The organism is Streptomyces sp. NPDC051567 (assembly GCF_044454165.1).
Lineage (GTDB): Bacteria > Actinomycetota > Actinomycetes > Streptomycetales > Streptomycetaceae > Streptomyces.
Window position 1 is genome coordinate 389,268 of sequence record NZ_JBITDK010000002.1, and the last position, 24,221, is coordinate 413,488.

Genomic DNA, 24,221 nt, shown 5'->3' on the forward strand with positions numbered 1-24,221 from the left:
GGTTCCGGGCCGAAGGATCAGCCCAGGCGCGCGACGAGGGCGCGGTACTCGTCCCACAGCTCCTTCGGAGTGTGGTCGCCGTAGGTGTTGAGGTGCTCGGGGACCAGGGCGGCCTCCTCGCGCCAGACCTCCTTGTCGACGGTGAGGAGGAAGTCGAGGTCCTCGGCCGGGATGTCCAGGCCGTCGGTGTCGAGGGAGGCGGCGGTCGGCAGGATGCCGATCGGGGTCTCCACGCCTTCGGCCCGGCCTTCGAGCCGCTCGACGATCCACTTCAGGACGCGGCTGTTCTCGCCGAAGCCCGGCCAGACGAACGTGCCCGCGTCGTTCTTGCGGAACCAGTTGACGTAGTAGATCTTCGGGAGCTTCGACTGGTCCTTGTCCGCGGCGACCTTGACCCAGTGGGCCATGTAGTCGCCCATGTTGTAGCCGCAGAACGGCAGCATGGCGAAGGGGTCGCGGCGCAGCTCGCCGACCTTGCCCTCGGCGGCGGCGGTCTTCTCGGAGGCGATGTTCGAGCCGATGAAGACGCCGTGGTTCCAGTCGAAGGACTCGGTGACCAGCGGCACGGCGGAGGCGCGGCGGCCACCGAAGAGGATCGCGGAGATCGGGACGCCCTTGGGGTCCTCCCACTCGGGCGCGATCGTCGGGCACTGCGAGGCCGGTACGGCGAAGCGGGCGTTGGGGTGGGCCGCCGGGGTCCCGCTCTCCGGGGTCCAGTCGTTGCCCTTCCAGTCGGTCAGGTGGGCGGGCGCCTCCTCGGTCATGCCCTCCCACCACACGTCTCCGTCGTCGGTGAGCGCGACGTTGGTGAAGACGGTGTTGGCGTGCATCGTCTTCATGGCGTTGGCGTTGGTGTGCTCGCCGGTGCCGGGCGCGACGCCGAAGAAGCCCGCCTCGGGGTTGATCGCGTAGAGGCGGCCGTCCTCGCCGAAGCGCATCCAGGCGATGTCGTCGCCGATGGTCTCGACGGTCCAGCCGGGGATGGTGGGCTCCAGCATGGCCAGGTTGGTCTTGCCGCACGCGGACGGGAAGGCGGCGGCGACGTACGTCGGGCCGGCCGCCTCGCCCTGCGGCGGGGTGAGCTTGAGGATCAGCATGTGCTCGGCCAGCCAGCCCTCGTCGCGGGCCATGACGGAGGCGATGCGCAGGGCGTAACACTTCTTGCCGAGCAGGGCGTTGCCGCCGTAGCCGGACCCGTAGGACCAGATCTCACGGGTCTCGGGGAAGTGCGAGATGTACTTGGTGGTGTTGCAGGGCCACGGCACGTCGGCCTCGCCCTCGGCGAGCGGGGCGCCGAGGGTGTGGACCGCCTTGACGAAGAAGCCGTCGGTGCCGAGCTCGTCCAGGACGGCCTGTCCCATGCGGGTCATGGTGCGCATGGCGACCGCGACGTAGGCGGAGTCGGTGATCTCGACGCCGATCGCGGAGAGCGCGGAGCCGAGCGGGCCCATGCAGAAGGGGACGACGTACATCGTCCGGCCCTTCATCGAGCCGCGGAAGATGCCGCCCTGGCCCGTGCCCTCGCCGCCGCCCTGGCCCGTGAAGAGGGCCTTCATCTCGGCCGGGGCCTTCCAGTGGTTGGTCGGGCCCGCGTCCTCCTCCTTCTCGGAACAGATGAAGGTCCGGTCCTCGACACGCGCGACGTCGGAGGGGTCGGAGGCGGCGTAGTACGAGTGGGGGCGCTTGGCCTCGTCGAGCTTCTTGAAGGTCCCCTTGGCGACGAGTTCCCCGCACAGGAGCTCGTACTCGGCCTGGGAACCGTCGCACCAGACGACGCGGTCGGGCTGGGTGAGGGCCGCGATCTCGTCGACCCAGGTGAGCAGCGCCTTGTGCTCGGTGGGGCGGGTCGCCGGGACGGGAAGAAGGGTGGGAGCCGCGTTGTCGCGCGCCACGATCGCTCCTTGTTGAGGGTTGTTTGGTGAATGCCCCGTGGGGGCTGCGACCCGGATGCTTCGCGCTCCGCTCATCCGGTGCCGACCGCACTCATCTGATCATCGGGCGCGTCCGCCCATATGTCCAGGGGGCCCCTCACGTGAGCATCGCCACTTGTGTCAATCTTCCGTAAAGAGGACTAACGGAAACCTACGCAACCGTAGGTAGCATGTCCGCCATGACTTCCGAAGCCGCAGCCCCGGCGATCGGCAAGCCGCTGATGCGCGGCTGGCTGCACGCCGGCATGTTCCCTGCCGTGCTGGTCGCGGGCCTGGCGTTGATGACGTTCACCGACTCGACGCGCGCACGGGTGGCCTGCGGGATCTACATCCTCACGGCCTGCCTGCTCTTCGGGGTGAGCGCGATCTACCACCGGGGGAACTGGGGCCCGCGCGGCGAGGCGATCCTGCGGCGGCTCGACCACGCCAACATCTTCCTGATCATCGCGGGGACGTACACACCGCTGACGGTCCTGCTGCTCCCGCCCTCGACCGGGCGGACACTGCTGTGGGCGGTGTGGATCGCGGCGGCGGCGGGCATAGCCTTCCGCGTCTTCTGGGTCGGCGCCCCGCGCTGGCTCTACACCCCGTGCTACATCGCGATGGGCTGGGCCGCCGTCTTCTTCCTGCCCGACTTCCTGCGGACCGGCGGGATCGCCGTCCTGGTCCTGGTGATCGTCGGCGGCCTGCTCTACAGCGTGGGCGGGGTCGTCTACGGCATCAAACGCCCCAACCCCTCCCCGCGCTTCTTCGGTTTCCACGAGGTCTTCCACTCACTGACCCTGGCCGCGTTCGTCGCCCACTACGTGGGCATCTCGCTGGCCGCCTACGCGCACTGAGCGGACACGGACACGGGTACGGGTACGGGTACGGTCCGGCGGCCCTGTGGGCTACGGGTTTCAGCGGGTGCGGCGCGGCAGGTAGACGAGGGCTTCGGTGGCCGCGAACCGCAGGACGAAGGTGGTGACCAGCGCGAGGGCGGTGGCGGGCAGCACCGCCATCCCGAACGTGGTCACGAGCAGGGCGATCAGCGGGATGCGCAGCAGCAGGTCGGCATTGGCGAGCAGTGCGAAACGGCCCACCCGGTCCGCCCAGTGCCGGTGCCTGCGGCGGTCGCGGAAGAGCAGCGTCTCGATCAGCAGGAAGTTCCAGAGGACCCCGGCCTGGTTGGCGACCACCCCGGCCGGGAGGTAGTGCATCCCGGCGTGGGTGAGCAGCCAGAGCGCGGCCAGGTTCGGGACGAAGCCGGTGAGCCCGATCAGCCCGAAGCCGATCATCCGGGCCAGCGGGGTGGCCGAGCGCAGCGCGGCGAGGTGGGTCAGGAAGCGCAGCCCTTCGCGGAGGGCAGCCCCTGACCCACCGGGGTAGCGGCCCCGGCCCCGGTGGCTGTTCCGGTCCCGGTTCCGGTGACTGTCCCGGTTCCGGTCTGGGGCAGCGGGTGCCTCGGGGACAGGCACCCAGCCGACGGGCACCTCGGCGACGGGGGCGGGCCGGCAGCGCACCGCCACCTCCAGCAGGACCCGGTCCGTGACCGGGCGCAGCGTCCGTCCGGCCACGGCGGAGCGGCGTACGGCGAAGAACCCGCTCATCGGGTCGCCGATGCCGCGCAGGGCGCGCGGGAAGAGCGCTTTGACGAGCCGGGTCGCACCCCGCGGAACACCACCGCTCCGGCCGCCGCCGCTGCTGCCGGGGCCGGGGTGGCGGGAGGCGACGACGAGGGCGGCGCCCGTACGTTCGCCCGTGCCGACGAGGCCGGGCACCAGGTGGAGCAGGTGGCGGCGGGAGGCGTCGTCCATGACGACGATCCAGTCGGTGACCGCCCGCGCCATCCCCTCGGCGACGGCCCCGCCCGAGCCGCCCCCGCCCGAGCCGCCCCCTGCCGTCTCCCGGCGCAGGACCGTCACCGGGAAGGGGCAGGCGGGGGCGGCCTTGGCGATCGCCTCCGGGGTGGAGTCGGTGGAGTCGTCCACGAAGAGCACCCGGCAGGGCGGCAGTACGGGCAGCGCCTCGCCGATGCGGCGCAGCAGCTCGCCGACGGTCCCGGCCTCGTCCCGGGTCGGGATGACGAGGGTGACGCTGCCGGGGGCCGCGCCCCCGGCCGGGTCCGGACCGCCCAGGGGATCGCCCAGGGCGCGGGGGGACGACAGGTCGTCGCTCATGGTGGCTGCGCAGCTCCCGGTCTGGGTCTGGGCCTGGGCCTGGGTCCCGCACCGGCCCGCACCGCGGCGGGGCCGGGGCCCGTGCCGGTGGCGTTCCGGACGGGCCCGGGGGTGGACTCAGGGGGGGGGACTCAAGGGGATGTGCTCAGGGATGGATCGTGCCCAGCTGTTCGGCCAGCGCGGCCGGGTCCGTCGTGGGGCGCGCGCAGACGAAGTGGCGGCAGACGTACGCCGTGGGGAGGTCGTGGACGAGCGTGCGCCCCTCCAGGAGGGGGAACTCGCCGCCGCTGCCGTCCGCCGCGCGCGGGAGTCCGACCGCCACCACCGCGCCGGGAGCCGTCCCCAGCAGCGCCGTCCGGTGCAGCACCGCCCGCGCCTCGTCCTGCGGACGGCCGACCACCGCGACCTCGCGCGGCCCGTCGAGCAGCGCCTCCGCGACCGCCAGCCCGTGCCCGATGAAGCGCGGGACGCGCGGACCGAGCGCGTGCACCACCCCGAGCGCCCGCTCGGCCGCCGTGCGGTGCGCCTCCGAGCCGGTGTGCGCGGCGTACGAGAGCAGGGCCCCGGCGGCGGCCGTCCAGCCGGAGGGCGCGGCGGTGTCGGTGGGGTCCTGCGGTCGCCTGATCAGCTTCTCGGCGTCGTGCGCGGTGTCGTACAGCGACCCGTCCTCGGCGGTGAACAGGTCCAGGACCAGGTCGAGGAGGAACCCGGCGAACTCCAGCCAGACCCCCTCCCCGGTGACGGCGGCCAGCGCGAGGAACCCCTCCGCCACGTCGCCGTAGTCCTCCAGCACCCCCGCGTTGGCGCCGACCCGGCCGTCCTTGCTGGTCCGGGCGAGCCGCGCCCGCCCGGCGGCCACGTCGAAGTGGACCCGTACGAGGAGGTCCGCGGCCTCGGTGGCCCGCTCCACCAGGTCGGGCCGGTCGAAGTACGCCCCGCACTCGGCGAGGGCGGCGACGGCCAGCCCGTTCCAGGCGGCCACCACCTTGTCGTCCCGGCCGGGCGCGGGGCGCAGCGAGCGCGCCGCCAGCAGCCGCGCCGTGATGTCCGCGACCCGGCCGGCCTCCACGGCGGGCCCGTCCTGGGGCAGTTGGAGGACGGAGGCGCCGTGTTCGAAAGTCCCCTCCTCGGTCACCCCGAAGTACGCGGCGGCGAGCGCCCCGTCCGCCTCCCCCAGCACCTCGCGGAGCCGGCCGGGGGTCCAGGCGTAGTACGCGCCCTCCACCTGGTGCCCGGAGCCGTCGTCGCTGTCGGCGTCGAGGGCGGAGGCGAAACCACCGTGCTCCGTACGCAGCTCCCGGACCATGAAGTCGGCGGTCTCCAGGGCGACCCGCCGCGCGAGGTCCGAGCCCGTGGCCCGCCACACGTGCGCGTACACCCGGCACAGCAGCGCGTTGTCGTAGAGCATCTTCTCGAAGTGGGGGACGGTCCACTCCCGGTCCACGGAGTACCGGGCGAAGCCGCCGCCCAGCTGGTCGTAGATCCCGCCGCGCGCCATCGCCTCGCAGGTGTCCACGGCCATCTGGAGGGCGCCCTCGGACCCGGTCCGCGCGTGGTGGCGCAGCAGGAACTCCAGCACCATCGACGGCGGGAACTTCGGCGCCCCACCGAAGCCGCCGTGCGCGGCGTCGTACTCCCGGGTCAGTCCGAGCAGCGCCTGCGCCAGCTCGCCGGGCCCGGGGCGCGCGGTCCTGCCGTAGTCCGGCCGGCGCCCGGCCAGGTCCCGGGTGATCTTCCGCGCCATCTCCCCGACCTCGTCGCGCCGCCCCGTCCAGGCGGTGTGCACCCCTTCGAGCACCTGGGTGAAGGAGGCCGTCCCGTGGCGGGGCTCGGGCGGGAAGTAGGTGCCGAAGTAGAAGGGCTCGGCATCCGGGGTGAGGAACACGGTCATGGGCCAGCCGCCCTGCCCGGTGGCGGCCTGTACGGCCTCCATGTAGACGGCGTCCACGTCGGGACGCTCCTCGCGGTCCACCTTGACGCTGACGAAGTGCTCGTTCAGGTAGGCGGCGGCCCGCTCGTCCTCGAAGGACTCGTGCGCCATGACGTGGCACCAGTGGCAGGCGCTGTACCCGACGCTCAGGAACACGGGCACGTCGCGCCGCCGCGCCTCCTCGAAGGCCTCCGGGGACCAGGGCCACCAGTCGACGGGATTGTCGGCATGCTGCAGCAGATACGGCGAGGTCACACCAGCCAACCGGTTCATGCGGCTCAGCCTCTCACAATGCCCAACCCTGTCGTGGAGACCGCACGGGCTCCGCCTCGCTCGGCCGAACTGCAACGGAGAGGGGCGCCATCGCGCTCTTCCTGATCGAGCACCCCGGCATCACAGGACAGTAGGCTGAGCGCAGCAGCGCAGGAACTGTCGAGGCTCCTCGGAGGAGGCACACGATGACCGCCGAGATGGTGGCGCCCGCGTGGATGCATGCGCAGATCAGCGCGGAACAGTACGACTCCTGGTCAGAGGAGCAGTGTGCCGGCATCGAGATCGTGGACGGGATGGTCGTCGTGAGCCCGAGCGCGTCCAAGCGGCACAACCGGCCGGCCCGAATCCTGGCCAATGCCCTGGACGCCGCCGCAGGCCCGGACTGGAACGCCGATACGGACTTCGATGTCCGCCTGCAGGACGTGCCGCTCACCAACCGCCGTCCGGACGTCGTCGTCTACCGGGCGGAGACCATCGACCTCACGCCCACCCGCCCCGAACACCTCCTCCTGGTCGTCGAGGTCGTGTCGCCCGGCTCGGAGACCACTGACCGGATCGTGAAGGTGGACCAGTACGCCAAGGCCGGCATCCCCTTCTACTGGCGGGTCGAACAGGCTGCCACCGGTGTCCCGATCATCTACACCTACGTTCTCGACCCCGCCACCAAGGCATACAGGGACGGCGAGATGTTCACCGGCGCGATCAAGGCTGCCGCACCCTTCTCCGTCACTGTCGACCTGGGAGCCGTCTGACAGCGCCGGAAGATCATTTCCTCATGACGCCGAACTGGGAGACGGCAGCGACCATGGCGCAAGCGCGCAAAACCAGCGGGCGAGCGGAAGCAGCACGACCGCCGCTCACTGCGGCGGGAGCCGACCCGGCGGAGTGGGTGGAGATCGCCTACAGCCACGAGTCCCTGACCACCCAGCTCGACGGACACCTGACCGCCGACCGGACCGGTGGTCCCGTGACGGGCGTGCCCACCTCGTCGTCCACCACTCCGGTCACCGTGGTCGCCATGATCGAGCACTTGGAGGTGGCGGACGGGCATCACGTGCTGGAGATCGGCACGGGCACCGGGTACTCCTCCGCCCTGCTGTGTCACCGCCTCGGCGAGGACAACGTGACAACGGTCGAGGTGGACCCGGAGGTGGCGGCCCGAGCGGACATCGCGCTGGAGACGGCCGGCTTCTCGACATGGACCGTGACCGGTGACGGACTCCGTGGGGCAGGACGGCACCGCCGAGGGCCGGATCATCGGCCGCTCGTCCTTCATGCAGGCACGATCCCAGGCCGCTGTGCCGGTGTCCGGTGATCTCTCGGCCCGTACCGCCTATGCCGACAGCGAGCGCGGGACGAAGATGGCGCCCCTCGTGCTGGAGGAATGGATGCCGGCCTTCCTGGCCCAGCTCGCCGCACCCGGCGCGCAGTTCGTCCGCGCCGCGACGAGTGACGGCGGCCGACTCCTGTACGTCTTCGACCCGGATCGCGAGTCCTTCGCCGAGTTCACCACTGACGGCGACGACTGGACCGTACGCCAGGGCGGGCCCGTGGCCCTGTGGGACGACATCGAACAGGCGCTCACCGTGTGGCGGGACGCGGGGAGCCCGGACATCACCGCCGTACGGCTCCACATCACCGACAAGGCCCACACCTACTGGGTGGGCGGCCGGCAGATCGTCACCCGTACGTCGTCGCACTGGATCGGCGACAAGCCTGCGCTGCGCTGGCAGCACCGCCTCGCCTGACCGCCGGAACGATCGCGCAGCACCCGGACTCCGTGCTCTGGCCGGGCTGCGCATGCCCTGCGGACGCCAACTTCGGCCGCGGCCGTGCGGTCGGCCACCTCCTGCTGTGTCGTCCCCCGCGCTCGCCTCGGCTCCGCCGGGCCGTGCACCGGTCGCCTCGGTGAGGAGTTGTTCCTTCCCCGTCCGCACAGCCTCCTCGCCACCGGCACGGGCGACGTGCTCAGCGCGGATGTCCTGCCAGCGGGTGTAGTCGCTCATGGTCTTCCTCCTTCTTCTTCCCGCGTCTTCCTGCTTCTCCTGAGCCCGTCTCCCTCCCCTCAACGGGCTCCCGGGCGGCCGGACACGGGCAGGGCGGGGTGTCGGGGAGGGGGGTGCGTACGCTCTTGGGATGTTGGGGATCGAGTTGCTGCGCCATGAGCACGGGCCGGCCCTGCTCGCCTTCGAGCGGGAGAACCGGGGTTACTTCGCCGCCTGCGTGCCGGACCGGGGGGACGGGTACTTCGCGGAGTTCGACGCGCGCCACGCCGGCATCCTCGCCGGGCAGGCGGCCGGGCAGGACTACTTCCACGTGCTGGTGGGCGCCGACGGCGAGGTGCTCGGGCGGGTCAATCTGGTGGACGTCGCCGACGGCGCCGCCGAGCTGGGCTACCGCGTCGCCGAGAAGGCCACGGGCCGCGGGGTGGCCACCGCCGCCGTACGCCAGGTGCTGGACCTCGCCGTCTCCGCGTACGGCCTGCGCACCCTGCGCGCCGTCACGACGCGGGACAACGCGGGCTCCCACGCGGTCCTGACCCGTACGGGCTTCCTCCCCACCGGCGAGACCTTCGTGGACGACGGCCACCTCTGCGTCCGTTACGCACTGGATCTCGTCCCGCCCCGGCGCTGAACCTCCGAACCTCTGAACTCGCTCAGATTTACCCCGGTTCGCGTTCCCCGCGCACAGCGCGGGGGAATCGACCCGTCCGGGACTCTCTGAAGGGGATGCCGATGCGGGAGAACCATCGCGGCGAGGCCGAGCGGGTACTGAAGCGGGCCGTGGACGAGGAGATCCGGCGGGGGGCCGGGACGGGGGCGCCGGGGGCGCAGGTCGCCGGGGCGGCCCTGCTGGCGCGCGGCCGGGAGTCGCTGGACGCGCTCGCGGCGAGCGCGGCCACCGAGTACGAGGCGTACGTACGGGCCCTGGACGAGGCCGCGGCCGGGGACCGGTCGCTGGGCGACGCGTTCCGGCGGGGCAACGCGTCGGCCGCCTTCCTGGTGACGGCCGTCGCCGCGGCGGCCGCGGTCGGGGCGGACCTGGCGCTCGGGGTCGCGGCGGGCACCTCGCTGACGGCCGGGGCGGTCGTGGGCGTCGCGGGGGCGGCGGCGACGGTCGCGAAGGTGACGGCCACGCACCTGCCCGCCGCGAGCCGTCGGGCCGGGGCCCTGAGCCGGCCCGGCGGGGCGGAACAGTTGCGGTTGCAGTGGCTGTCGGCGCTGGAGGTGCGCGGAATCCGGCCGTTCCTGGAGCAGCAGCGCGCGGTGGCGACGGCGGCCCGGGTGCCGCGTCCCGCCCGGCCGGAACGCGGCGCCCCGCAGCTGCGCGGGACGGACCGCAGCGCGCAGGCCCGGCTGCGCACGGCGCTGGAGCAGTCGTTCGGCCAGCTCCCCGACCCGGGAGAGCGGTTCGTGGGGCGGCGGGAGGAGCTGGAGCGGATCGCCCGGTGGGTACGGGAGGCGCGGGCCGGAACCGGGACCCGGCCGGTGGTCGTGGTCCTGCACGGCGAGCCCGGGGTGGGCCGCACGGCCCTGGCGCTCCGGGCGGCCCACACGCTGCGGGACCAGTTCCGGGGCGCGTGCGTGGTCGACCTGCGGGGCGGCGGCGCGCCCGCCCCGGAAACCCGGGCGACCCAGGCGGCCCCGCAGACCCAGGGGGCCCTTGTGTCCCCGGAGGCGCCGGTGGCCGGGGAGGCGCCGCTGTCGACCCGGGAGGCGTTGCTGCACCTGCTGAACCGGCTGGGCGCCCCGCGCGAGCAGTTGCTGTTCCGCGAGGGGGCCACGGCGGAGCAGCAGGTCCGCAGGCTCGGCGAGCTGTACCACCAGCACCTCCAGGGGCTGCCGGTGACGGTGGTGCTGGACGACGCGGTGGACGCGGAGCAGGTACGGGCGCTGCTCCCGGAGCGTTCCGAGAGCCTGGTGCTGGTGACGGCGCGGGAGCCCCTGGAGCTGCCCGCGGAGCTCGCCGCCCGGGTGCACCAGCTGCCGGTGGGGCGGCTGCCGGACACGGCCGCCGCCGAACTCCTGACCTCGGAGTTCCTGGCTTCGGAACCCCTGGACTCCGCCGGACCCGGACCCGGACCGGCGACCGCGACCCCGGCGGAGGTGGCCCCGTACGACGGAACGGCCCTGCCGCGGCTGCTCCGCCTCGGGGCCGGGCTGCCGCTGGCCCTGCGCGTGCTGGCACCGCTCGGCGCGGCGGCGGCGGCCGGGACCCCGGGAACGGAGACCCCGGCCCCCACCGGCCACCCCCTCCCCCCTCCCCTGGACCCCGCCCTGGACCTGGCCTACGGGCACCTGCCCGAGGAACGGCGGCGGCTCTTGCGGCGGCTGACGCTGGCCGGGCGGGCCTCGCTCGGGGCCGCCGCGGCGGCGGCGCTGATCGACACGGACGAGGCCGGGGCCGGGCTGCTGCTGCGCGAGCTGGCCGGGGCCGGGCTGCTGGACCACGTGCGCGGGGAGCGGTTCCGCATGCACGACGCGGTGCGCGCGTACGCGGCGGCGCGGCTGGTGGCGGACGAGGACCCGGCGGCGGCCTCGGCCGCGCACGAGCGGCTGATCCGGACGTACGCGCGGCTCGCGGACTCGGTGATCCGGATGGTCGACGGGAAGACGTCGACGCGGGCCCACCGGTTCGGCGGGCACGGCTTCGCCTCGCTGGAGGCGGCGCTGCGCTGGCTGGACGACGAGTCGAGCTTCATCACGGCGGCGCTGCGGCAGACGGAGGGCGTGGACCGGCAGGCGGTGCTGGACCTGCTGGGCGCGCTCTGCGACTTCTGCCTGCTGCGCGGGGACCTGTACCGGCTCGGCGAGATCGACGAGCTGGCGCGGGCGGTGGACCAGGGGCGGCTGGTGCGGTCGGTGCGGTGGCGGACCGGGATCGCGGCCCGCCAGATCGGTGAACTGGACCGGGCCCGGACCACGCTGACCTCGGTGGTGGACCAGTACAAGGAGGCCCGGCAGGAGTCGGGGACGGCGATGGCGCTGGTCTCGCTCGGCATCACCCTGCACCACCAGGGCAGCCTTCCGGAGGCGGCGGCCCGCATCCGTGAGGCGCTGGCGCTCCAGGAGGCGCCGGAGCTGGCGGGCGACCGGGCGTGGGCGCTGCACGCGCTGGCGGCGGTCGAACGGGACCTGGCGCATCTGGCGGAGGCGCTGCGGCTGCTGGACCTCTCGCTGGCGCTGCACCGGGAGAGCGAGTCGGTGCACGGGGAGGCGTGGGCCCACTTCCAGCTCGGCCAGGTCCGGCTGCGCCTGGGCCAGGTGGAGCCGGCCGAGGCGGCGCTGCGGGAGGCGCTGGAGCTGTACGGGCGCACGCGCGACGACCGGGGCGAGGCGTGGGCGCTGACCCAGCTCGGCCGGGCCCGGGTGGTGGCGGGGGACGCCGCCGGGGCGGTGGAGCGGCTGCGGGAGGCCCTGGCCCGGCACCGGCAGGCGGAGGACGCGCGCGGTGAGGCGTGGACGCTGTACTACCTGGGCCAGGCGCTGGAGGAGGAGGGCGACCGGGACCGGGCGCTGCGGGAGCTGGAGCGGGCCCGGACGATGTTCTCGCGGATGCGGGACGTGTACGGGCTGGCCCACGCCCGCCACCACTCGGGCCGGGTCAGCCGGGACCAGGGGGCGGCGCGGACGGGGAGCCTGCGCAACTCCGGCTTCGCCCGTCAGCTGCTGGTGGACGCGCGGGCGGACTTCCGGCGGATCGGGCTGGCGCACGGCGAGGCGTGGACCTGCCTGGAGCTGGCGGTGGTGGACGCGGGCAACGGCCGGGTGGCGCAGGCGCTGATCCTGTGCGAGGAGGCGGTCCGGCTGTTCATCTCGTACGGGGACCGGCGCGGGGAGGACTGGGCCCGTTTCCTGCGGTGCACGATGCTGCCGTACGCCACCCCGGGGGTCGCGGGCGCCCCGCAGGAGGCGCGGGAGGAGCTGTCCCGGCTGGCCCGCGCACCGCATCCGGCGCGGGACGAAAGGCTGACGGAGTGCCTGGAGGCGTACGAGGTGATCCTCGGCCGGGGGGTGGACGAGGCGCGGGAGTGGCAGGCGTGGCGCCTGGGGCTGGTGCCGGGTCTGCACGCCCAGGAAATCATGGGCGTGCCCCTGACAACCCCCTCGACCTGAGGCGGCCGCCCTCCGGCCGGACCACGCACGGCCCGCCGTCCGCCCGGTGACCCGGGCGGACGGCGGAGCGGCACGGCGCGGGCCTACCGGCAAACCTTTCCGGTCACAGCACTAGTGGGCGGCCTTGGGCGCGTCCGGGGCCGGGGCCGGGGAGGCGGCCGGGGTCCGCTCCGGGGCTTCCTTGAAGTTCACGCGGTCCATGTGGCGGCTCATCGACTTCATCAGGCCCCACACGCCCAGGGCGAGGGCCGCGAACACGATGAAGCCCAGGACTCCGGGGGTCACCTTGTCCTTGTCGAAGGTGTCCGCCGCCAGCGGGAGGAGCTCGTTCAGTGCTGCCTGCGTAGCGCTCATAGCTACGCATTCTCCCGGATGCCCGCGAAGAGGTCGGACTCGGGGAGGGAAGTGTCGACGAACGACTTCGCCAGCTCGTACTCCTCGGTCGGCCAGACCTCCTTCTGGAGGTCCATCGGGACGCGGAACCAGCCGCCGTCGGGGTCGATCTGCGTGGCGTGCGCGAGGAGCGCCTTGTCACGGATCTCGAAGAACTCGGCGCAGGGCACGTGCGTGGTCAGGGTCCGCTCCTTGCGCTCGAACTCCTTCCACCGCTCCAGCCACTCCCCGTAGGGGGACTCCATGCCACGGGCGAGCAGCGCCTCGTGCAGGGCGACGGTGCGCGGCTTGTTGAAGCCCTGGTTGTAGTAGAGCTTCCGCGGCTGGTAGGCCGGGCCGAACTCGGCCTCCGGGAACTTCTCGGTGTCGGCCGCGCTGTCGAAGGCCACCATCGTGATCTTGTGGGTCATGATGTGGTCGGGGTGCGGGTAGCCGCCGTTCTCGTCGTACGTGGTGATGACCTGCGGCCGGAAGGCGCGGATCTTCTTCACCAGGCGCCCGGCCGCCTCCTCCACGTCCGCCAGGGCGAAGCAGCCCTCGGGGAGCGGGGGCAGCGGGTCGCCCTCCGGGAGGCCGGAGTCGACGTAGCCGAGCCACTCCTGTCCGACGCCGAGGATCTCGCGCGCCTCGTCCATCTCCTTGGCGCGGACCTCGTGGATGTGCTCCTCGATGTACGTGTCGCCCTGGAGCTTGGGGTTGAGGACGGAGCCGCGCTCGCCGCCGGTGCAGGTCACGACCAGCACCGGGACGCCCTCGGACACGTACTTGGCCATGGTGGCCGCGCCCTTGCTCGACTCGTCGTCGGGGTGGGCGTGGACGGCCATCAGTCGAAGCTGCTCGGTCAAGACAAGATCCTCTGTGATTCGTCAGGGTAGGCGGCTCTATAGTGACCGAATCGGGGCGCGGAAAATTCCGGGGGTGGGTCCGGCCAGGTCCGGTCCGGCCCTCTCGAAAGGAACGATCGATGAGCACGGTGCGCGAGGATCTGCCCGAGGGCCGCTACGGCCGGTCGGCGGACGAGCGTCAGGACCGCAAGCTCAAGGTCGTCGGTTCGGTGCTGGGCGTCGCCCTGCTGGGCCTGGTCGGCTGGATCGGCTGGGACTACATCGCCGGTCAGAGCGTCAGCGCCGAGGTGATCAAGTTCCAGGTGGTCTCGGACTCCGAGGTGAAGGTCCACCTGGAGGTCCGCAAGGAGGCCGCGGTCACCGGGGTCTGCACCCTCAGCTCGCAGAACGAGCAGCACGGCGAGGTCGGCCGCGCCGACTTCACCTTCCCCCAGGACGCCGAGCGCGTGGACGAGCTGGTCGTCCTCAGGACCACCGGCCGCGCCACGATGATCGAACTGGTCGGCTGTCAGCCGCGGACCGCCGCGGCGTCGACGGGCTGACCGGACGGCTGACGGCGGGACGGCTGACGGCTGGGCGGCCCGCCCGGCGGGCCGTGCGCACGACGGGCCGGCCCGGCGGTGGTCCAGTCTCCCCGGCCGGGTGGGCCGCAGGCCGTGGACCGGCCCGCGCAGGCCCTCGCCCACCGCGTCCGAGCAACCCGTCCACAGCCCGTCCGTAGCCTGCGAGCAGCGCTCGCGACCCGTCTGACCAGCCCTTCGGCCGCATCCGGCCGGATCGCCGGGCCGTGCGGACGGCCCGCGGGCCCCGGGTGTCCGGCCGCGCTGACCCTCGTGGGGTCCTCCCCCTTTTCTTCCCGAATTGTTAGGCTCGTGGTTTCGTCCGCCGCTGGCGGCTTTGTAGTCCCCTGTACCGACGAGGAGCACCCGTGACCCAGACGAGCGACAACGTCACCTGGCTGACCCAGGAGGCGTACGACCAGCTGAAGGCGGAGCTGGAGTACCTGTCTGGTCCCGCCCGTACGGAGATCGCCACGAAGATCGCCGCGGCCCGCGAGGAGGGCGACCTCCGTGAGAACGGCGGTTACCACGCGGCCAAGGAGGAGCAGGGCAAGCAGGAGCTCCGCGTCCGTCAGCTGACGCAGCTCCTGGAGAACGCCAAGGTGGGCGAGGTGACCGCCGCCGCCGGCGTCGTCGCGCCCGGAACCCTCGTGACGATCGCGTTCGACGGCGACCCGGACGACACCCTGGAGTTCCTGCTGGCCTCCCGCGAGTACGCCTCCTCGGCCTTCGAGACGTACTCCCCGCAGTCCCCGCTGGGCGTCGGCGTGAGCGGCAAGACGATCGGCGAGGACGCCGAGTACGAGCTGCCGAACGGCAAGAAGGCGAAGGTGAAGGTCCTGGACGTCAGGCCCTTCACCGGCTGATCCCCACCCGCCTCCCTTCTTTGCCCACACCCCTTTCTTCATCTCTTCACCTCTGCGCCTCTGCACGCACGACGCCCGGCCGGGACCTCCGGCCGGGCGTCGTGCGTTTCGCGGGTGCTGCGCGGTACCGGTACCGGTACCGGTACCGGTGGTGCTACGCGGTCGCGGAGCGGTACTTGCGGACCGCCAGGGTGCGGAAGACCGTGATGATCAGCACCGACCAGAGGACGGACGCCAGGACCGGGTTCTGCATCGGCCAGGCGTCGGACACCGGGTAGCCCTCCGGCAGGTTCCCGAAGAGTTCGCGGGCCGCCTGGACGGTCGCGCTGAAGGGGTTCCACTCCGCGACGTGCCGCAGGAACGTCGGCATGTTGTCGGAGGGGACGAAGGCGTTGGAGATGAAGGTGAGCGGGAAGAGCCAGATCAGCCCGCCGGAGGTGGCCGCCTCGGGGGTGCGGACCGAGAGGCCGATCAGGGCGCCGATCCAGGAGAAGGCGTACCCGAGCAGGAGCAGCAGGGCGAAGCCCGCGAGGACCTTGCCGAGGTTCTCGTGGGTGCGCCAGCCGACGAGCAGGGCCACGACCGCCAGCACGACGACGGTCAGGGCCGTCTGGACCAGGTCGGCCAGGGTCCGGCCGGTCAGGACGGCGCCGCGCGCCATCGGCAGGGAGCGGAAGCGGTCGATGAGGCCCTTGTGCATGTCGTCGGCGATGCCCGCGCCCGCTCCGGCCGTGGCGAAGGTGACGGTCTGGGCGAAGATGCCGGCCATCAGGAACTCGCGGTAGGCGGCCGGTGAGGTGCTGCCGCCGACGCTGATCGAGCCGCCGAAGACGTAGCTGAAGAGCACGACGAACATGACGGGCTGGATGATCCCGAAAATGATCATTTCGGGAATTCGGGACATGCGGATCAGGTTCCGCTGGGCGATCACCAGGGAGTCGCTGACGCCCTGGGCGATGCCGCCGCGCGGCCGGGGGGCCGTCGTTCCCGGGGCCTGGGAGGGGATGGTCACTTCGCCACTTCCTTCCGTGCCGCACGGCCCTTGGCCCTGCCCGCCGCCGTACCGTCCGTGGTCGTACCGTCCGCCGCGCTGTCCACGGTCGTGCCGTTCTCGGCCGCGCCGCCCGCGCTCGTGCCGCCCTCGCTCGTGCCCGTACCGTCGCCCGTGTCCCGCGCCGAGAGTTCGGCCGTGCGGCCGGTGAGGGAGATGAACACGTCGTCGAGGGTGGGGCGGCGCAGGCCGATGTCGTCGATCTCGACGCCCCGGCCGTCGAGTTCGCGGATGATCTCGGCGAGCAGCCGGGCGCCGCCCGACACCGGCACGGTCAGCCTGCGGGTGTGTTCCTCGACCGTGATCTCGCCCCGGCCGAAACCGGTGAGCACCTCGCGCGCGGTGGTGATGTGGCCCCGTTCCCGGACGACGACCTCCACGCGCTCGCCGCCCGTACGGGCCTTGAGCTGGTCGGAGGTGCCGCGGGCGATGACCTTGCCGTGGTCGACCACGCAGATCTGGTGCGCGAGGTGGTCGGCCTCCTCCAGGTACTGGGTGGTGAGCAGCAGGGTGGTGCCGCCCGCCACCAGTTCCTGGATCACGTCCCAGAGCTGCTGGCGGTTGCGCGGGTCGAGGCCGGTGGTCGGCTCGTCCATGAACATCACCGGCGGGCGCACGACGAGCGCCGCCGCGAGGTCGAGGCGCCTGCGCATGCCGCCGGAGTACGTCTTGGCGGGGCGGTCGGCGGCGTCGGCGAGGTGGAAGCGTTCGAGCAGCTCGGCGGCGCGCGCCTTGGCCGCCCTGCCGTTCATCTGGTAGAGCCGGGCGACCATGCGGAGGTTCTCGCGGCCGGTCAGGTACTCGTCCACGGCGGCGAACTGGCCGGACAGGCCTATCGAGCGGCGGACCTCGTTCGGGTGCTTGAGGACGTCGATCCCCGCGACCGACGCCTTGCCGCTGTCGGGTCGCAGGAGGGTGGTCAGGACGCGGACGGTGGTGGTCTTGCCCGCACCGTTGGGGCCGAGCAGGCCCAGGACGGTTCCTTCGGGGACGTCGAGGTCCACGCCGTCCAGAGCCCTGACATCGCCGAAGGTCTTGACCAAGCCTTCGGCGTAGATGGCGCCTGGCATAGGGATTCTCCCAGTGTTAAATCGGGTGTTTCCTGTGCAAATCCATGGAACCCGGGCAGTTCTGCCCGGCCGGACGGGAGAGTCTGCCCCTCACCGCCCGGACGCACACTATCGCGTTATATATCGCGTTCGACGCCCTGCCCCGCGACCCGCCACCGCACGGTCCACCGGCCCAAGACCCCCCGCCCCACGGCCTGTTGCCGTGCGACCGGCTCCCGTACGGCCCGCTCCTGTACGGCCCGCTCCTGTACGGCCCGCTCCTGTACGGCCCGCTACCGCATGACCCGGTACCCCGCGCCGTGCAGCGACCGCGCGACCTGCGCGCAGTGCTCCGGGCCCTTCGTCTCCAGGTGGAGTTCCACCTCGACCTCGGTGAGCCCGAGCCGCGGATCGGTCCGTACGTGACTCACGTCCAGCACGTTCGCGTCCACCTCCGACAGCACGCCCAGGAGCCCGGCCAGCGCCCCCGGGAGGTCGGTCACCCGCAGCCGCAGCGACAGGTAGCGGCCCGCCGCCGCCATGCCGTGGCGCAGAATCCGCTGGAGCAGCAGCGGATCGATGTTCCCGCCCGACAACACGGCCACCACCGGCCCCCCGCCGTACAGTTCCGGCTCGCTCAGCAGGGCGGCGACCGGGCTGCACCCGGCCGGCTCCACCACCAGCTTCGCCCGCTCCAGGCAGAGCAGCAGGGCGCTGGAGAGCGCGTCCTCGGAAACCGTACGGACATCGTCGAGGAGTTCGCCAATGATTTTGAAGGGCAGGTCGCCGGGGCGGCCGACCTTGATCCCGTCCGCCATCGTGTCCGGGTGGTCGATCGAGACGGGGTGCCCGGCCCGGAGCGAGGGCGGGTACGCCGCCGCGCCCGCCGCCTGGACCCCGACGACCCGCACGTCCGGCCGCAGCGCCTTCACCGCGACCGCCACGCCCGCCGCGAGACCGCCGCCGCCGATGCCGACGAGGATCGTCCGCACCTCCGGGCACTGCTCCAGGATCTCCAGGCCCACCGTGCCCTGGCCCGCGATGATGTCGCGGTGGTCGAAGGGGTGGATGAAGACCGCCCCGGTGCGCTCCGCGTACTCCTGGGCCGCCGCGAGGGTCTCGTCGACGACCTGCCCGTGCATCCGCACCTCGGCGCCGTACTCCTGGGTCGCGGCCACCTTCGGCAGCGGCGCCCCGACGGGCATGAACACCGTCGAGCGGACCCCGAGGAGGGAGGAGGCCAGCGCCACGCCCTGCGCGTGGTTGCCCGCGCTGGCCGCCACGACCCCGGCGGCCCGCTGCTCGGGGCGCAGGCCCGCGATGCGGACGTAGGCCCCGCGCAGCTTGAAGGAGCCGGTGCGCTGGAGGTTCTCGCACTTGAGGTGGACCGGGGAGCCGGTGAGCGAGGAGAGGTGCCGGCTCCCTTCCATCGCGGTGACCCGGGAGACGCCGGAGAGCATCTTCTGGGCCCCCCGGACGTCGTCGAGGATGACCTGCGGAAGGGGTTGGGGCACGCGGTAGTTCATGGCGCCAGTCTCGCAGCCGGCCCGGGGCCCGGCGCGGGACGCGAGGCCCCCGCGACGGGGCCCACGCGGGGGCCCCGCGAAGGCCCGGCGGGGCCCGGAGGAAGCCGGTGAAGGGGCCCGGCGGCGGGGCTCCGCAGGCCCGCCACCGGGCCGGTGATGACAGGGGGCAGCCGCCCGGCTACACCGGGATGAGGGGTGGAATCCGGCCATCGGGGAGCACCGTGGGACGGCGCCCGGCCGGGGTCGGGACCAGTTCTCGCACGAGGCGTACGGGCTGCCCCACGGCCGCGTACTCTGTCCCCCAATCCCTGTCGGCCCCAGCGAAGAGAGCCCACGGCCATGCCCTCCACCCCGGCCAGTTCCGACCTGCACCTGGCGGCCGAAGCGCCCGCCGGAGCCGGTCTCCTCGATGCGCTCCAGCACCAGGTGGCCGTCTTCGCCCGCCGTGCCGAACAGACCCGCCTGGGCGGGGTCGGCCAGGCCCGCAACTCGATGGACCGCGCCGCGTACCTGCTGCTGAACCGGCTCGACCTGGAAGGCCCGATGGGCGTCAAGGCGCTGGCCGGCGGGATGGGCATCGACTCCTCCACCGTCACCCGGCAGGTCGCCCCGCTGGTCGACAGCGGCCTGGTCAAGCGGACCTCGCACCCCGAGGACGGCCGGGCCGTGGTCCTCGCGCTCTCGCCGCGCGGGCTGGCCCGGCTGGAGGAGGTCCGCTCCTCGCGGCGCGAGCTGATGGCCCGGGTGACGGCGGGCTGGAGCGAGGAGGAACGCGACTCCTTCACCGGGCTGCTGACCCGCTTCAACCTGTCGCTGTCGGAGCTGATGACGTCCGTGTCCGAGGCGGGCCCGGCCTCGTAGCCCACAACGGCCCGGCCCGGCGCGGCATCACGGCGCGTCGGCGCGCGGACGGAACGTCACGGCAGGACGTACGGGCGCGCACCGGGCCCGTTCCCGCCCCTTGACCGGGGCGACCCCGCGGGCCGCACCATGGGGCCGTGGACCAACCACCCTGGCACTACCGGGAGTTCGAAGCCTTCGTCGCGAGCGCGGCGGGCCGGCTGCTGCGCGTCGCGGCCCTGCTGACGGCCGGGCCGGAGACCGGGGACGCCGCCGCGCGCCGACTGCTGACGGGCGCGCTGGCCCGTACGTACGCCGACTGGCGGCGCCTGCGCGGCGAGGACCCGTACGACGCCACCCGCCAGGAGCTGTGCGCCGCCTTCGCCCGGACCGGCCGCCGCCACCACGGCGGCGTCGGCGTCCTGGCCCCGCTGAGCCCGCCGGAACGGCTGGTCCTGGTCCTGCGGTCGTACGAGGGGCTCGCGGAGGAGGTCACGGCGGCCCGGCTCGGGCTCTCGCCCGACCGCGTACGGACCCGGTACCACCGGGCCGTGGCCGTCCTGCGCCCCACCGCCCCGGCGGCGCCCGCCACGGACGGCCCGTCAGGTGCGCCCGGCCCGTCCGGTCCGTCAGGTGCCTCGCGGCGGCTCCCGGGGGCCTCATGAGCCTCCCCAGCCACAAGGAACACCAGGTCGGGCGGCTGCTGGAAGGCCCGTACCCGGCGGTGCCGGCGGGCCTGGCCGCGGCGGCGGCCGTACGCGGGGACCGGATGCGGCGCCGCCGCCGGGCGCTGCGCCGGCTGGGCTGGGCGCTGCTCCTGGCGGCGGCCGCGGCCTTCGCGGTCTGGGCCGCCCGGACCCAGCCGTGGACGCCCCCGCCGGGCGGGATCTCCCCGCCGCTGGAGGGCTGGTAGACAGCGAGCCGCTCGCGCCCGGGACCGGCTGAACCGGCCCCGGACACAAATCGCGCGTCCAGCAAGGGGGTTGATACGGCCGAAGAGGCTATCCCAGCGCCCGGGTGAGGTCCGCCAGCAGGTCGTCGACGTTCTCGATGCCGACCGAGAGGCGGACCAGGTCCGCCGGGACCTCCAGGGCCGAGCCCACCACCGAGGCGTGCGTCATCCGGCCCGGGTGCTCGATGAGGGACTCGACGCCGCCCAGGGACTCGCCCAGGGTGAAGAGTTCCGTACGGTTGCAGACCTCGACCGCCGCCGCCTCGCCACCGGCGACCTGGAAGGAGATCATGCCGCCGAAGGACCGCATCTGCTTCGCGGCGACCTCGTGGCCCGGGTGGTCCGGGAGCCCCGGGTAGAGGACCTTGGTGACCTTCGGGTGACGGGTCAGCAGCTCGGCGACCTTCGTGGCGTTCTCCGAGTGCCGGTCCATGCGGACGGCCAGGGTCTTGATGCCGCGCAGCACGAGCCAGGAGTCGAAGGGACCGGCCACCGCGCCCATCGCGTTCTGGTGGTAGGCCAGTTCCTCGCCCAGGGCCGCGTCCGCGCTGACCAGCGCGCCGCCGACGACGTCCGAGTGCCCGCCCATGTACTTGGTCAGCGAGTGCACGACCACGTCCGCGCCCAGCGCGAGGGGCTGCTGGAGGTAGGGCGAGGCGAAGGTGTTGTCCACGACCAGCCGGGCGCCCGCCTCCCGCGCGATCTCGGCGACGACGGCGATGTCGGTGATGCCGAGCAGCGGGTTGGAGGGGGTCTCGACCCAGATGACCTTGGTCTTCGGGGTGACGGCGGCCCGTACGGCCGCCGGGTCCGAGGTGTCGGCCACCGACCACTGGACGCCCCAGCGGGAGACGACCTTCGCGAAGAGCCGGAAGGTGCCGCCGTAGGCGTCGTCCGGGATGACCACGTGGTCGCCCGGGGAGAGCAGCGTCCGCAGCAGGCAGTCCTCGGCGGCGAGCCCGGAGGCGAAGGCGAGGCCGCGCCGGCCGCCCTCCAGCGCCGCGAGGTTCTCCTCCAGCGCGGTCCGGGTCGGGTTGCCGCTGCGGCTGTACTCGTAGCCGCCGCGCAGTCCGCCGACGCCGTCCTGCTTGTACGTGGAGACCTGGTAGATCGGGGGCACGACCGCGCCGGTCAGCGGGTCCGCCGTGTTGCCCGCGTGGATCGCGCGGGTCTCGAAGCTCTGGTGCTCATGGCTGTCGTGGGTCATGGGCAGAGCCTAGTGGCGCCGGGCCTACTGGGACCGCGTGAGTCCGTACGTCCCCGCGCAGGTCGGACGGGTCCGGCGGGGCGGCGGGCGCGGGTGGGGGGCGGGGGTACGCATTGGCCAGGTGCCGGGTGCGTCTGGTTCGCTGGGAGCATGGAGATTCTGTGGTTCCTGTTCGCGATCGGCCTGCTCGTGGCCATCGCCGGTCCGTACATACGGCGCAGACGCGGCGGCATCCGTCAGGTCGCGCCGGGCAGCCCCGACGCCGCCGATCCGGGGAACTACGGATTCGTCCGGCAGGAACAGCTCGACATCCGCGTCCCCGGGCCCGACCAGGACCTGATGGACGCCCTCGGCAGCGTGCAGCGCAGCGGGCAGTGGCAGGCCGCGTCGGGGCTGCTGGCCGGGACGCCCAAGGAGGGCGAGCAGCGGTGGCAGCGCGTCCAGGCGTTCGGCGGGGCCGCGGCGCTGGAACTGGTGCGGCAGCCGGGGCTGGGCGCGCCGTGGCTGAAGGCGTGGCGGCTGGAGGCGGAGAAGGACGCGGGCGGCGCCCAGGTCCACGCGGAGCTGCTGGTCCAGCAGGCGTGGCGGCACTCGGGCGGGGTCGGCGCCGACGATCACCGGATCATCCTGGAGGAGGCGCGGGAGGCGTGCCGCAAGGCCGCGCCGCTGTCGCCGGGCGACCCGGTCCCGTACATCACGGAGCTGGCGGTCGCGCGGGCGCTGGGCTACTCGGAGACGGAGTTCGACACCCTCTGGGCGAAGGTCATCGACCGGGCGCCGCAGCACATGGGCGCCCATCTGGTGGCGCTGCAGTACTGGTGCGAGAAGTGGCACGGTTCGCGGGAGAAGGCCGACGCGTTCTCGCACGCGGCGGCGGCCCGCGCCCCGCACGGCTCGCTGCTGGCGGCGCTGCCGCTGTTCGCGGTGTACGAGCACCTGCCCGACGTGATCCTCGTGCAGGGCTTCTACCAGAGCGCGGTGGTGACGCGGGCGGTGGAGGGCGCGCTGTACGCGGTGCACACGGCGCGCGCGGACGACCCGATGCTGGCGCACGTCCGCCACATGCTGCTGGTGTTCCTGGTCAACATGGAGCGCTGGGCGGAGGCGATGGAGCAGGTCCGGCACGTGGACGGGTACGTGGGCGCCCTGCCGTGGTCGGCCGCGCCGGACCCGGCGGCGCAGTACGCGGTCTACCGCGCGCTGGCGGTGGCGGGCTACGAGGCGAACGGCGGCTCCCCGGCGACCCTGCCGCGCTGAACGGGGTCCGGGGCCCGGAAGTCGGGTCCGGGGCCCGGAAGTCGGGTCCGATGTCCGGGGCGGGTGCCCAGGGCGGGTACCCGCCCGGCCCCCGCCCTCGCCCTCGCCCGTGCGACGGAAAGCTTGGGCCAATAAAGTTGCCGTACGTGACGATGAGGCCGCATGATCACGCGGTGATCGTCACCCGCCCCTCCCGTCTGCTCGCCGCCCGCTGGGTCCGCACCCGCTTCGATCCGGCCGCCTTCGGCCTGGCCCCGCGCGACCGGCTCGACGCCACCGCCGCGGGCCCCGCCGCCGGGCCGGACCGGCGGGCGGAGCGCCGCGCGGTGGCCGAGGCGGCGTACGAGGGCCGGTGGCGGCCCGCCGCCGACTACGTCCGGGCCCCCGGGAGCGACTGGGACGAGCGCTGGACCCGGCTGGAGTACCTCGCCCAGGTCGCCGGGGCCGACGACCGCTGGCTCACCGACTGGCGCTCCGCGGAACCCGCCGACGGCGACGCCGGGACCCTCCACGCACGGCTGCTGCTGCACCGGGCCTGGGCGGTGCGCGGCGCGGCGTACGCGCGGGACGTCCCGGACGCGGACATGCGGCAGTTCCAGGCACAGCTCCCGGCCGCGATGGCCGCCGCGCACCGCGCCGCCGACCTGGCGCCCGAGAACCCCGGGCCCTGGGTCGTGATGATCACGGCCGCGCGGGCGATGTCGTACTCCCACAGCCAGTTCGGCGACCTGTGGCGGGGCCTGACCCGGCGCGCCCCGCACCACACCGGCGCACACCACCAGGCCCTCCAGTACTGGTGCGCCAAGTGGCACGGCTCCGAGGAGCTGATGAACGACTTCGCCGACCGGGCCGTCTCCACCGCCCCTGCGGGCAGCCTGCTGCCCGGGGTCTACCTGCACGCGCTGAACGAGCGGCGCGGCCGGCGCGGTGTCCGCAGCGGTGTCCGCAACACGCGGGACCGGGCCGTACTGGCCGATGCGGCCCGGCGGCTGGAGACCGTACCGGCCGGGCACGAGGAGCTGCCCCGGCTGCGCCACCTGCTCGCGCACCGGCTCGGCGAGGCCGGGCTGCACGCGGCGGCGCTGGAGGAGTTCCGCCGGATCGGCCCCTACTGCGGCGCCGCGCCCTGGCTCACCGACGCGGCGGGCCCGGCCGCCGCCTTCGACCTGGCGCGCGGCCTCGCGGCGCGCGCCACACGCGGCTGACCCACCGGGGCCGGGACCGGCCCCGGCCCTGGCCACGGCGCCGGTCGCGGTACCAGGGCCC

Annotated in this window: 20 protein-coding genes and 1 pseudogene; 12 read left to right on the forward strand and 9 right to left on the reverse strand. The window is 73.5% G+C overall.

Annotation, left to right across the window (positions count from 1 at the left end):
* Positions 1–17: 17 nt before the first annotated feature.
* A complete protein-coding gene (locus ACIA5F_RS03975; RefSeq protein ID WP_399348797.1) occupies positions 18–1,892 on the reverse strand; it encodes a phosphoenolpyruvate carboxykinase (GTP) in 1,875 nt (624 codons plus the stop codon).
* Between the two features lie 209 nt (positions 1,893–2,101).
* Between ACIA5F_RS03975 and ACIA5F_RS03980 the strand changes: the two genes are divergently transcribed.
* On the forward strand, positions 2,102–2,770 hold the full coding sequence (locus ACIA5F_RS03980) for a hemolysin III family protein (RefSeq protein WP_399348799.1): 669 nt from the start codon (positions 2,102–2,104) through the stop codon (positions 2,768–2,770).
* A gap of 60 nt (positions 2,771–2,830) precedes the next feature.
* Here the strand turns inward: ACIA5F_RS03980 and ACIA5F_RS03985 are convergent, their stop codons facing one another.
* Positions 2,831–4,090 carry a GtrA family protein gene (locus tag ACIA5F_RS03985; protein ID WP_399348801.1) on the reverse strand — a complete coding sequence of 420 codons (1,260 nt, stop codon included), beginning with the start codon at positions 4,088–4,090 and terminating at the stop codon, positions 2,831–2,833.
* A gap of 145 nt (positions 4,091–4,235) precedes the next feature.
* Positions 4,236–6,293 carry a thioredoxin domain-containing protein gene (locus ACIA5F_RS03990; protein WP_399348803.1) on the reverse strand — a complete coding sequence of 686 codons (2,058 nt, stop codon included), beginning with the start codon at positions 6,291–6,293 and terminating at the stop codon, positions 4,236–4,238.
* A 185-nt stretch (positions 6,294–6,478) separates the two neighbouring features.
* On the opposite strand from ACIA5F_RS03990, the gene ACIA5F_RS03995 reads away from it, so the two are divergent.
* The 4 genes and pseudogenes from ACIA5F_RS03995 (at position 6,479) to ACIA5F_RS04010 (ending at position 12,409) form a co-directional block, all read left to right on the forward strand.
* On the forward strand, positions 6,479–7,045 hold the full coding sequence (locus ACIA5F_RS03995) for a Uma2 family endonuclease (RefSeq protein ID WP_399348805.1): 567 nt from the start codon (positions 6,479–6,481) through the stop codon (positions 7,043–7,045).
* Positions 7,042–8,041, forward strand: a pseudogene (locus tag ACIA5F_RS04000) (methyltransferase). The gene ACIA5F_RS03995 and the pseudogene ACIA5F_RS04000 overlap by 4 nt, the downstream one beginning before the upstream one ends.
* A gap of 388 nt (positions 8,042–8,429) precedes the next feature.
* Positions 8,430–8,927, forward strand: coding sequence for a GNAT family N-acetyltransferase (locus ACIA5F_RS04005; protein ID WP_399348807.1), 498 nt, complete (start codon positions 8,430–8,432; stop codon positions 8,925–8,927).
* Positions 8,928–9,028: 101 nt separating this feature from the next.
* On the forward strand, positions 9,029–12,409 hold the full coding sequence (locus ACIA5F_RS04010; RefSeq protein ID WP_399348809.1) for a tetratricopeptide repeat protein: 3,381 nt from the start codon (positions 9,029–9,031) through the stop codon (positions 12,407–12,409).
* 111 nt (positions 12,410–12,520) lie between these two features.
* Here ACIA5F_RS04010 and ACIA5F_RS04015 read toward each other — a convergent pair whose 3' ends face one another.
* Both ACIA5F_RS04015 and mca read right to left on the reverse strand, forming a co-directional pair.
* Positions 12,521–12,763, reverse strand: a complete 243-nt coding sequence (locus ACIA5F_RS04015) for a hypothetical protein (protein ID WP_399348811.1) — start codon at positions 12,761–12,763, stop codon at positions 12,521–12,523.
* Positions 12,764–12,765: 2 nt separating this feature from the next.
* The gene (gene mca, locus ACIA5F_RS04020; protein ID WP_399348813.1) at positions 12,766–13,647 is read right to left on the reverse strand and encodes a mycothiol conjugate amidase Mca; all 882 of its coding nucleotides are present in this window, start codon (positions 13,645–13,647) and stop codon (positions 12,766–12,768) included.
* A 119-nt stretch (positions 13,648–13,766) separates the two neighbouring features.
* Between mca and ACIA5F_RS04025 the strand changes: the two genes are divergently transcribed.
* On the forward strand, positions 13,767–14,189 hold the full coding sequence (locus ACIA5F_RS04025; protein ID WP_399348815.1) for a DUF4307 domain-containing protein: 423 nt from the start codon (positions 13,767–13,769) through the stop codon (positions 14,187–14,189).
* Between the two features lie 386 nt (positions 14,190–14,575).
* Positions 14,576–15,073, forward strand: a complete 498-nt coding sequence (gene greA / locus ACIA5F_RS04030; protein WP_399348817.1) for a transcription elongation factor GreA — start codon at positions 14,576–14,578, stop codon at positions 15,071–15,073.
* Between the two features lie 154 nt (positions 15,074–15,227).
* Here the strand turns inward: greA and ACIA5F_RS04035 are convergent, their stop codons facing one another.
* The 3 genes from ACIA5F_RS04035 to ilvA form a co-directional block, all read right to left on the reverse strand.
* A complete protein-coding gene (locus tag ACIA5F_RS04035) occupies positions 15,228–16,085 on the reverse strand; it encodes an ABC transporter permease (protein ID WP_399348819.1) in 858 nt (285 codons plus the stop codon).
* Complete coding sequence (locus ACIA5F_RS04040) at positions 16,082–17,194, reverse strand: ATP-binding cassette domain-containing protein (RefSeq protein ID WP_399348820.1); 1,113 nt, start codon at positions 17,192–17,194, stop codon at positions 16,082–16,084. Before ACIA5F_RS04040 ends, ACIA5F_RS04035 begins: the two co-directional genes overlap by 4 nt.
* A gap of 272 nt (positions 17,195–17,466) precedes the next feature.
* Positions 17,467–18,699, reverse strand: a complete 1,233-nt coding sequence (ilvA, locus tag ACIA5F_RS04045) for a threonine ammonia-lyase (RefSeq protein ID WP_399348822.1) — start codon at positions 18,697–18,699, stop codon at positions 17,467–17,469.
* A 339-nt stretch (positions 18,700–19,038) separates the two neighbouring features.
* Between ilvA and ACIA5F_RS04050 the strand changes: the two genes are divergently transcribed.
* The 3 genes from ACIA5F_RS04050 (at position 19,039) to ACIA5F_RS04060 (ending at position 20,452) form a co-directional block, all read left to right on the forward strand.
* Entirely contained in the window at positions 19,039–19,560 is a 522-nt protein-coding gene (locus tag ACIA5F_RS04050; protein ID WP_399348824.1) for a MarR family winged helix-turn-helix transcriptional regulator, read from the forward strand.
* 137 nt (positions 19,561–19,697) lie between these two features.
* Entirely contained in the window at positions 19,698–20,204 is a 507-nt protein-coding gene (locus ACIA5F_RS04055; protein ID WP_399348826.1) for a sigma factor-like helix-turn-helix DNA-binding protein, read from the forward strand.
* On the forward strand, positions 20,201–20,452 hold the full coding sequence (locus ACIA5F_RS04060; protein WP_399348828.1) for a hypothetical protein: 252 nt from the start codon (positions 20,201–20,203) through the stop codon (positions 20,450–20,452). Before ACIA5F_RS04055 ends, ACIA5F_RS04060 begins: the two co-directional genes overlap by 4 nt.
* Before the next feature lie 88 nt (positions 20,453–20,540).
* Here ACIA5F_RS04060 and ACIA5F_RS04065 read toward each other — a convergent pair whose 3' ends face one another.
* Positions 20,541–21,698 carry a cystathionine gamma-synthase gene (locus tag ACIA5F_RS04065; protein ID WP_399348830.1) on the reverse strand — a complete coding sequence of 386 codons (1,158 nt, stop codon included), beginning with the start codon at positions 21,696–21,698 and terminating at the stop codon, positions 20,541–20,543.
* 150 nt (positions 21,699–21,848) lie between these two features.
* Between ACIA5F_RS04065 and ACIA5F_RS04070 the strand changes: the two genes are divergently transcribed.
* Complete coding sequence (locus ACIA5F_RS04070) at positions 21,849–22,955, forward strand: hypothetical protein (RefSeq protein ID WP_399348832.1); 1,107 nt, start codon at positions 21,849–21,851, stop codon at positions 22,953–22,955.
* Between the two features lie 152 nt (positions 22,956–23,107).
* Positions 23,108–24,160, forward strand: a complete 1,053-nt coding sequence (locus ACIA5F_RS04075) for a hypothetical protein (RefSeq protein WP_399348923.1) — start codon at positions 23,108–23,110, stop codon at positions 24,158–24,160.
* Positions 24,161–24,221: the final 61 nt, after the last annotated feature.

What these genes read in the sequence shown, in the direction of transcription:
- ACIA5F_RS03980 (WP_399348799.1), top strand. Translation starts at nt 2,102, where the DNA reads ATGTCCGCCATGACTTCCGAAGCCGCAGCCCCGGCGATCGGCAAGCCG.
- ACIA5F_RS03985 (WP_399348801.1), bottom strand. Translation starts at nt 4,090, where the DNA reads ATGAGCGACGACCTGTCGTCCCCCCGCGCCCTGGGCGATCCCCTGGGC.
- ACIA5F_RS03990 (WP_399348803.1), bottom strand. Translation starts at nt 6,293, where the DNA reads ATGAACCGGTTGGCTGGTGTGACCTCGCCGTATCTGCTGCAGCATGCC.
- ACIA5F_RS03995 (WP_399348805.1), top strand. Translation starts at nt 6,479, where the DNA reads ATGACCGCCGAGATGGTGGCGCCCGCGTGGATGCATGCGCAGATCAGC.
- ACIA5F_RS04005 (WP_399348807.1), top strand. Translation starts at nt 8,430, where the DNA reads ATGTTGGGGATCGAGTTGCTGCGCCATGAGCACGGGCCGGCCCTGCTC.
- ACIA5F_RS04010 (WP_399348809.1), top strand. Translation starts at nt 9,029, where the DNA reads ATGCGGGAGAACCATCGCGGCGAGGCCGAGCGGGTACTGAAGCGGGCC.
- ACIA5F_RS04015 (WP_399348811.1), bottom strand. Translation starts at nt 12,763, where the DNA reads ATGAGCGCTACGCAGGCAGCACTGAACGAGCTCCTCCCGCTGGCGGCG.
- ACIA5F_RS04025 (WP_399348815.1), top strand. Translation starts at nt 13,767, where the DNA reads ATGAGCACGGTGCGCGAGGATCTGCCCGAGGGCCGCTACGGCCGGTCG.
- ACIA5F_RS04040 (WP_399348820.1), bottom strand. Translation starts at nt 17,194, where the DNA reads ATGCCAGGCGCCATCTACGCCGAAGGCTTGGTCAAGACCTTCGGCGAT.
- ilvA (WP_399348822.1), bottom strand. Translation starts at nt 18,699, where the DNA reads ATGAACTACCGCGTGCCCCAACCCCTTCCGCAGGTCATCCTCGACGAC.
- ACIA5F_RS04050 (WP_399348824.1), top strand. Translation starts at nt 19,039, where the DNA reads ATGCCCTCCACCCCGGCCAGTTCCGACCTGCACCTGGCGGCCGAAGCG.
- ACIA5F_RS04060 (WP_399348828.1), top strand. Translation starts at nt 20,201, where the DNA reads ATGAGCCTCCCCAGCCACAAGGAACACCAGGTCGGGCGGCTGCTGGAA.
- ACIA5F_RS04065 (WP_399348830.1), bottom strand. Translation starts at nt 21,698, where the DNA reads ATGACCCACGACAGCCATGAGCACCAGAGCTTCGAGACCCGCGCGATC.
- ACIA5F_RS04070 (WP_399348832.1), top strand. Translation starts at nt 21,849, where the DNA reads ATGGAGATTCTGTGGTTCCTGTTCGCGATCGGCCTGCTCGTGGCCATC.
- ACIA5F_RS04075 (WP_399348923.1), top strand. Translation starts at nt 23,108, where the DNA reads ATGAGGCCGCATGATCACGCGGTGATCGTCACCCGCCCCTCCCGTCTG.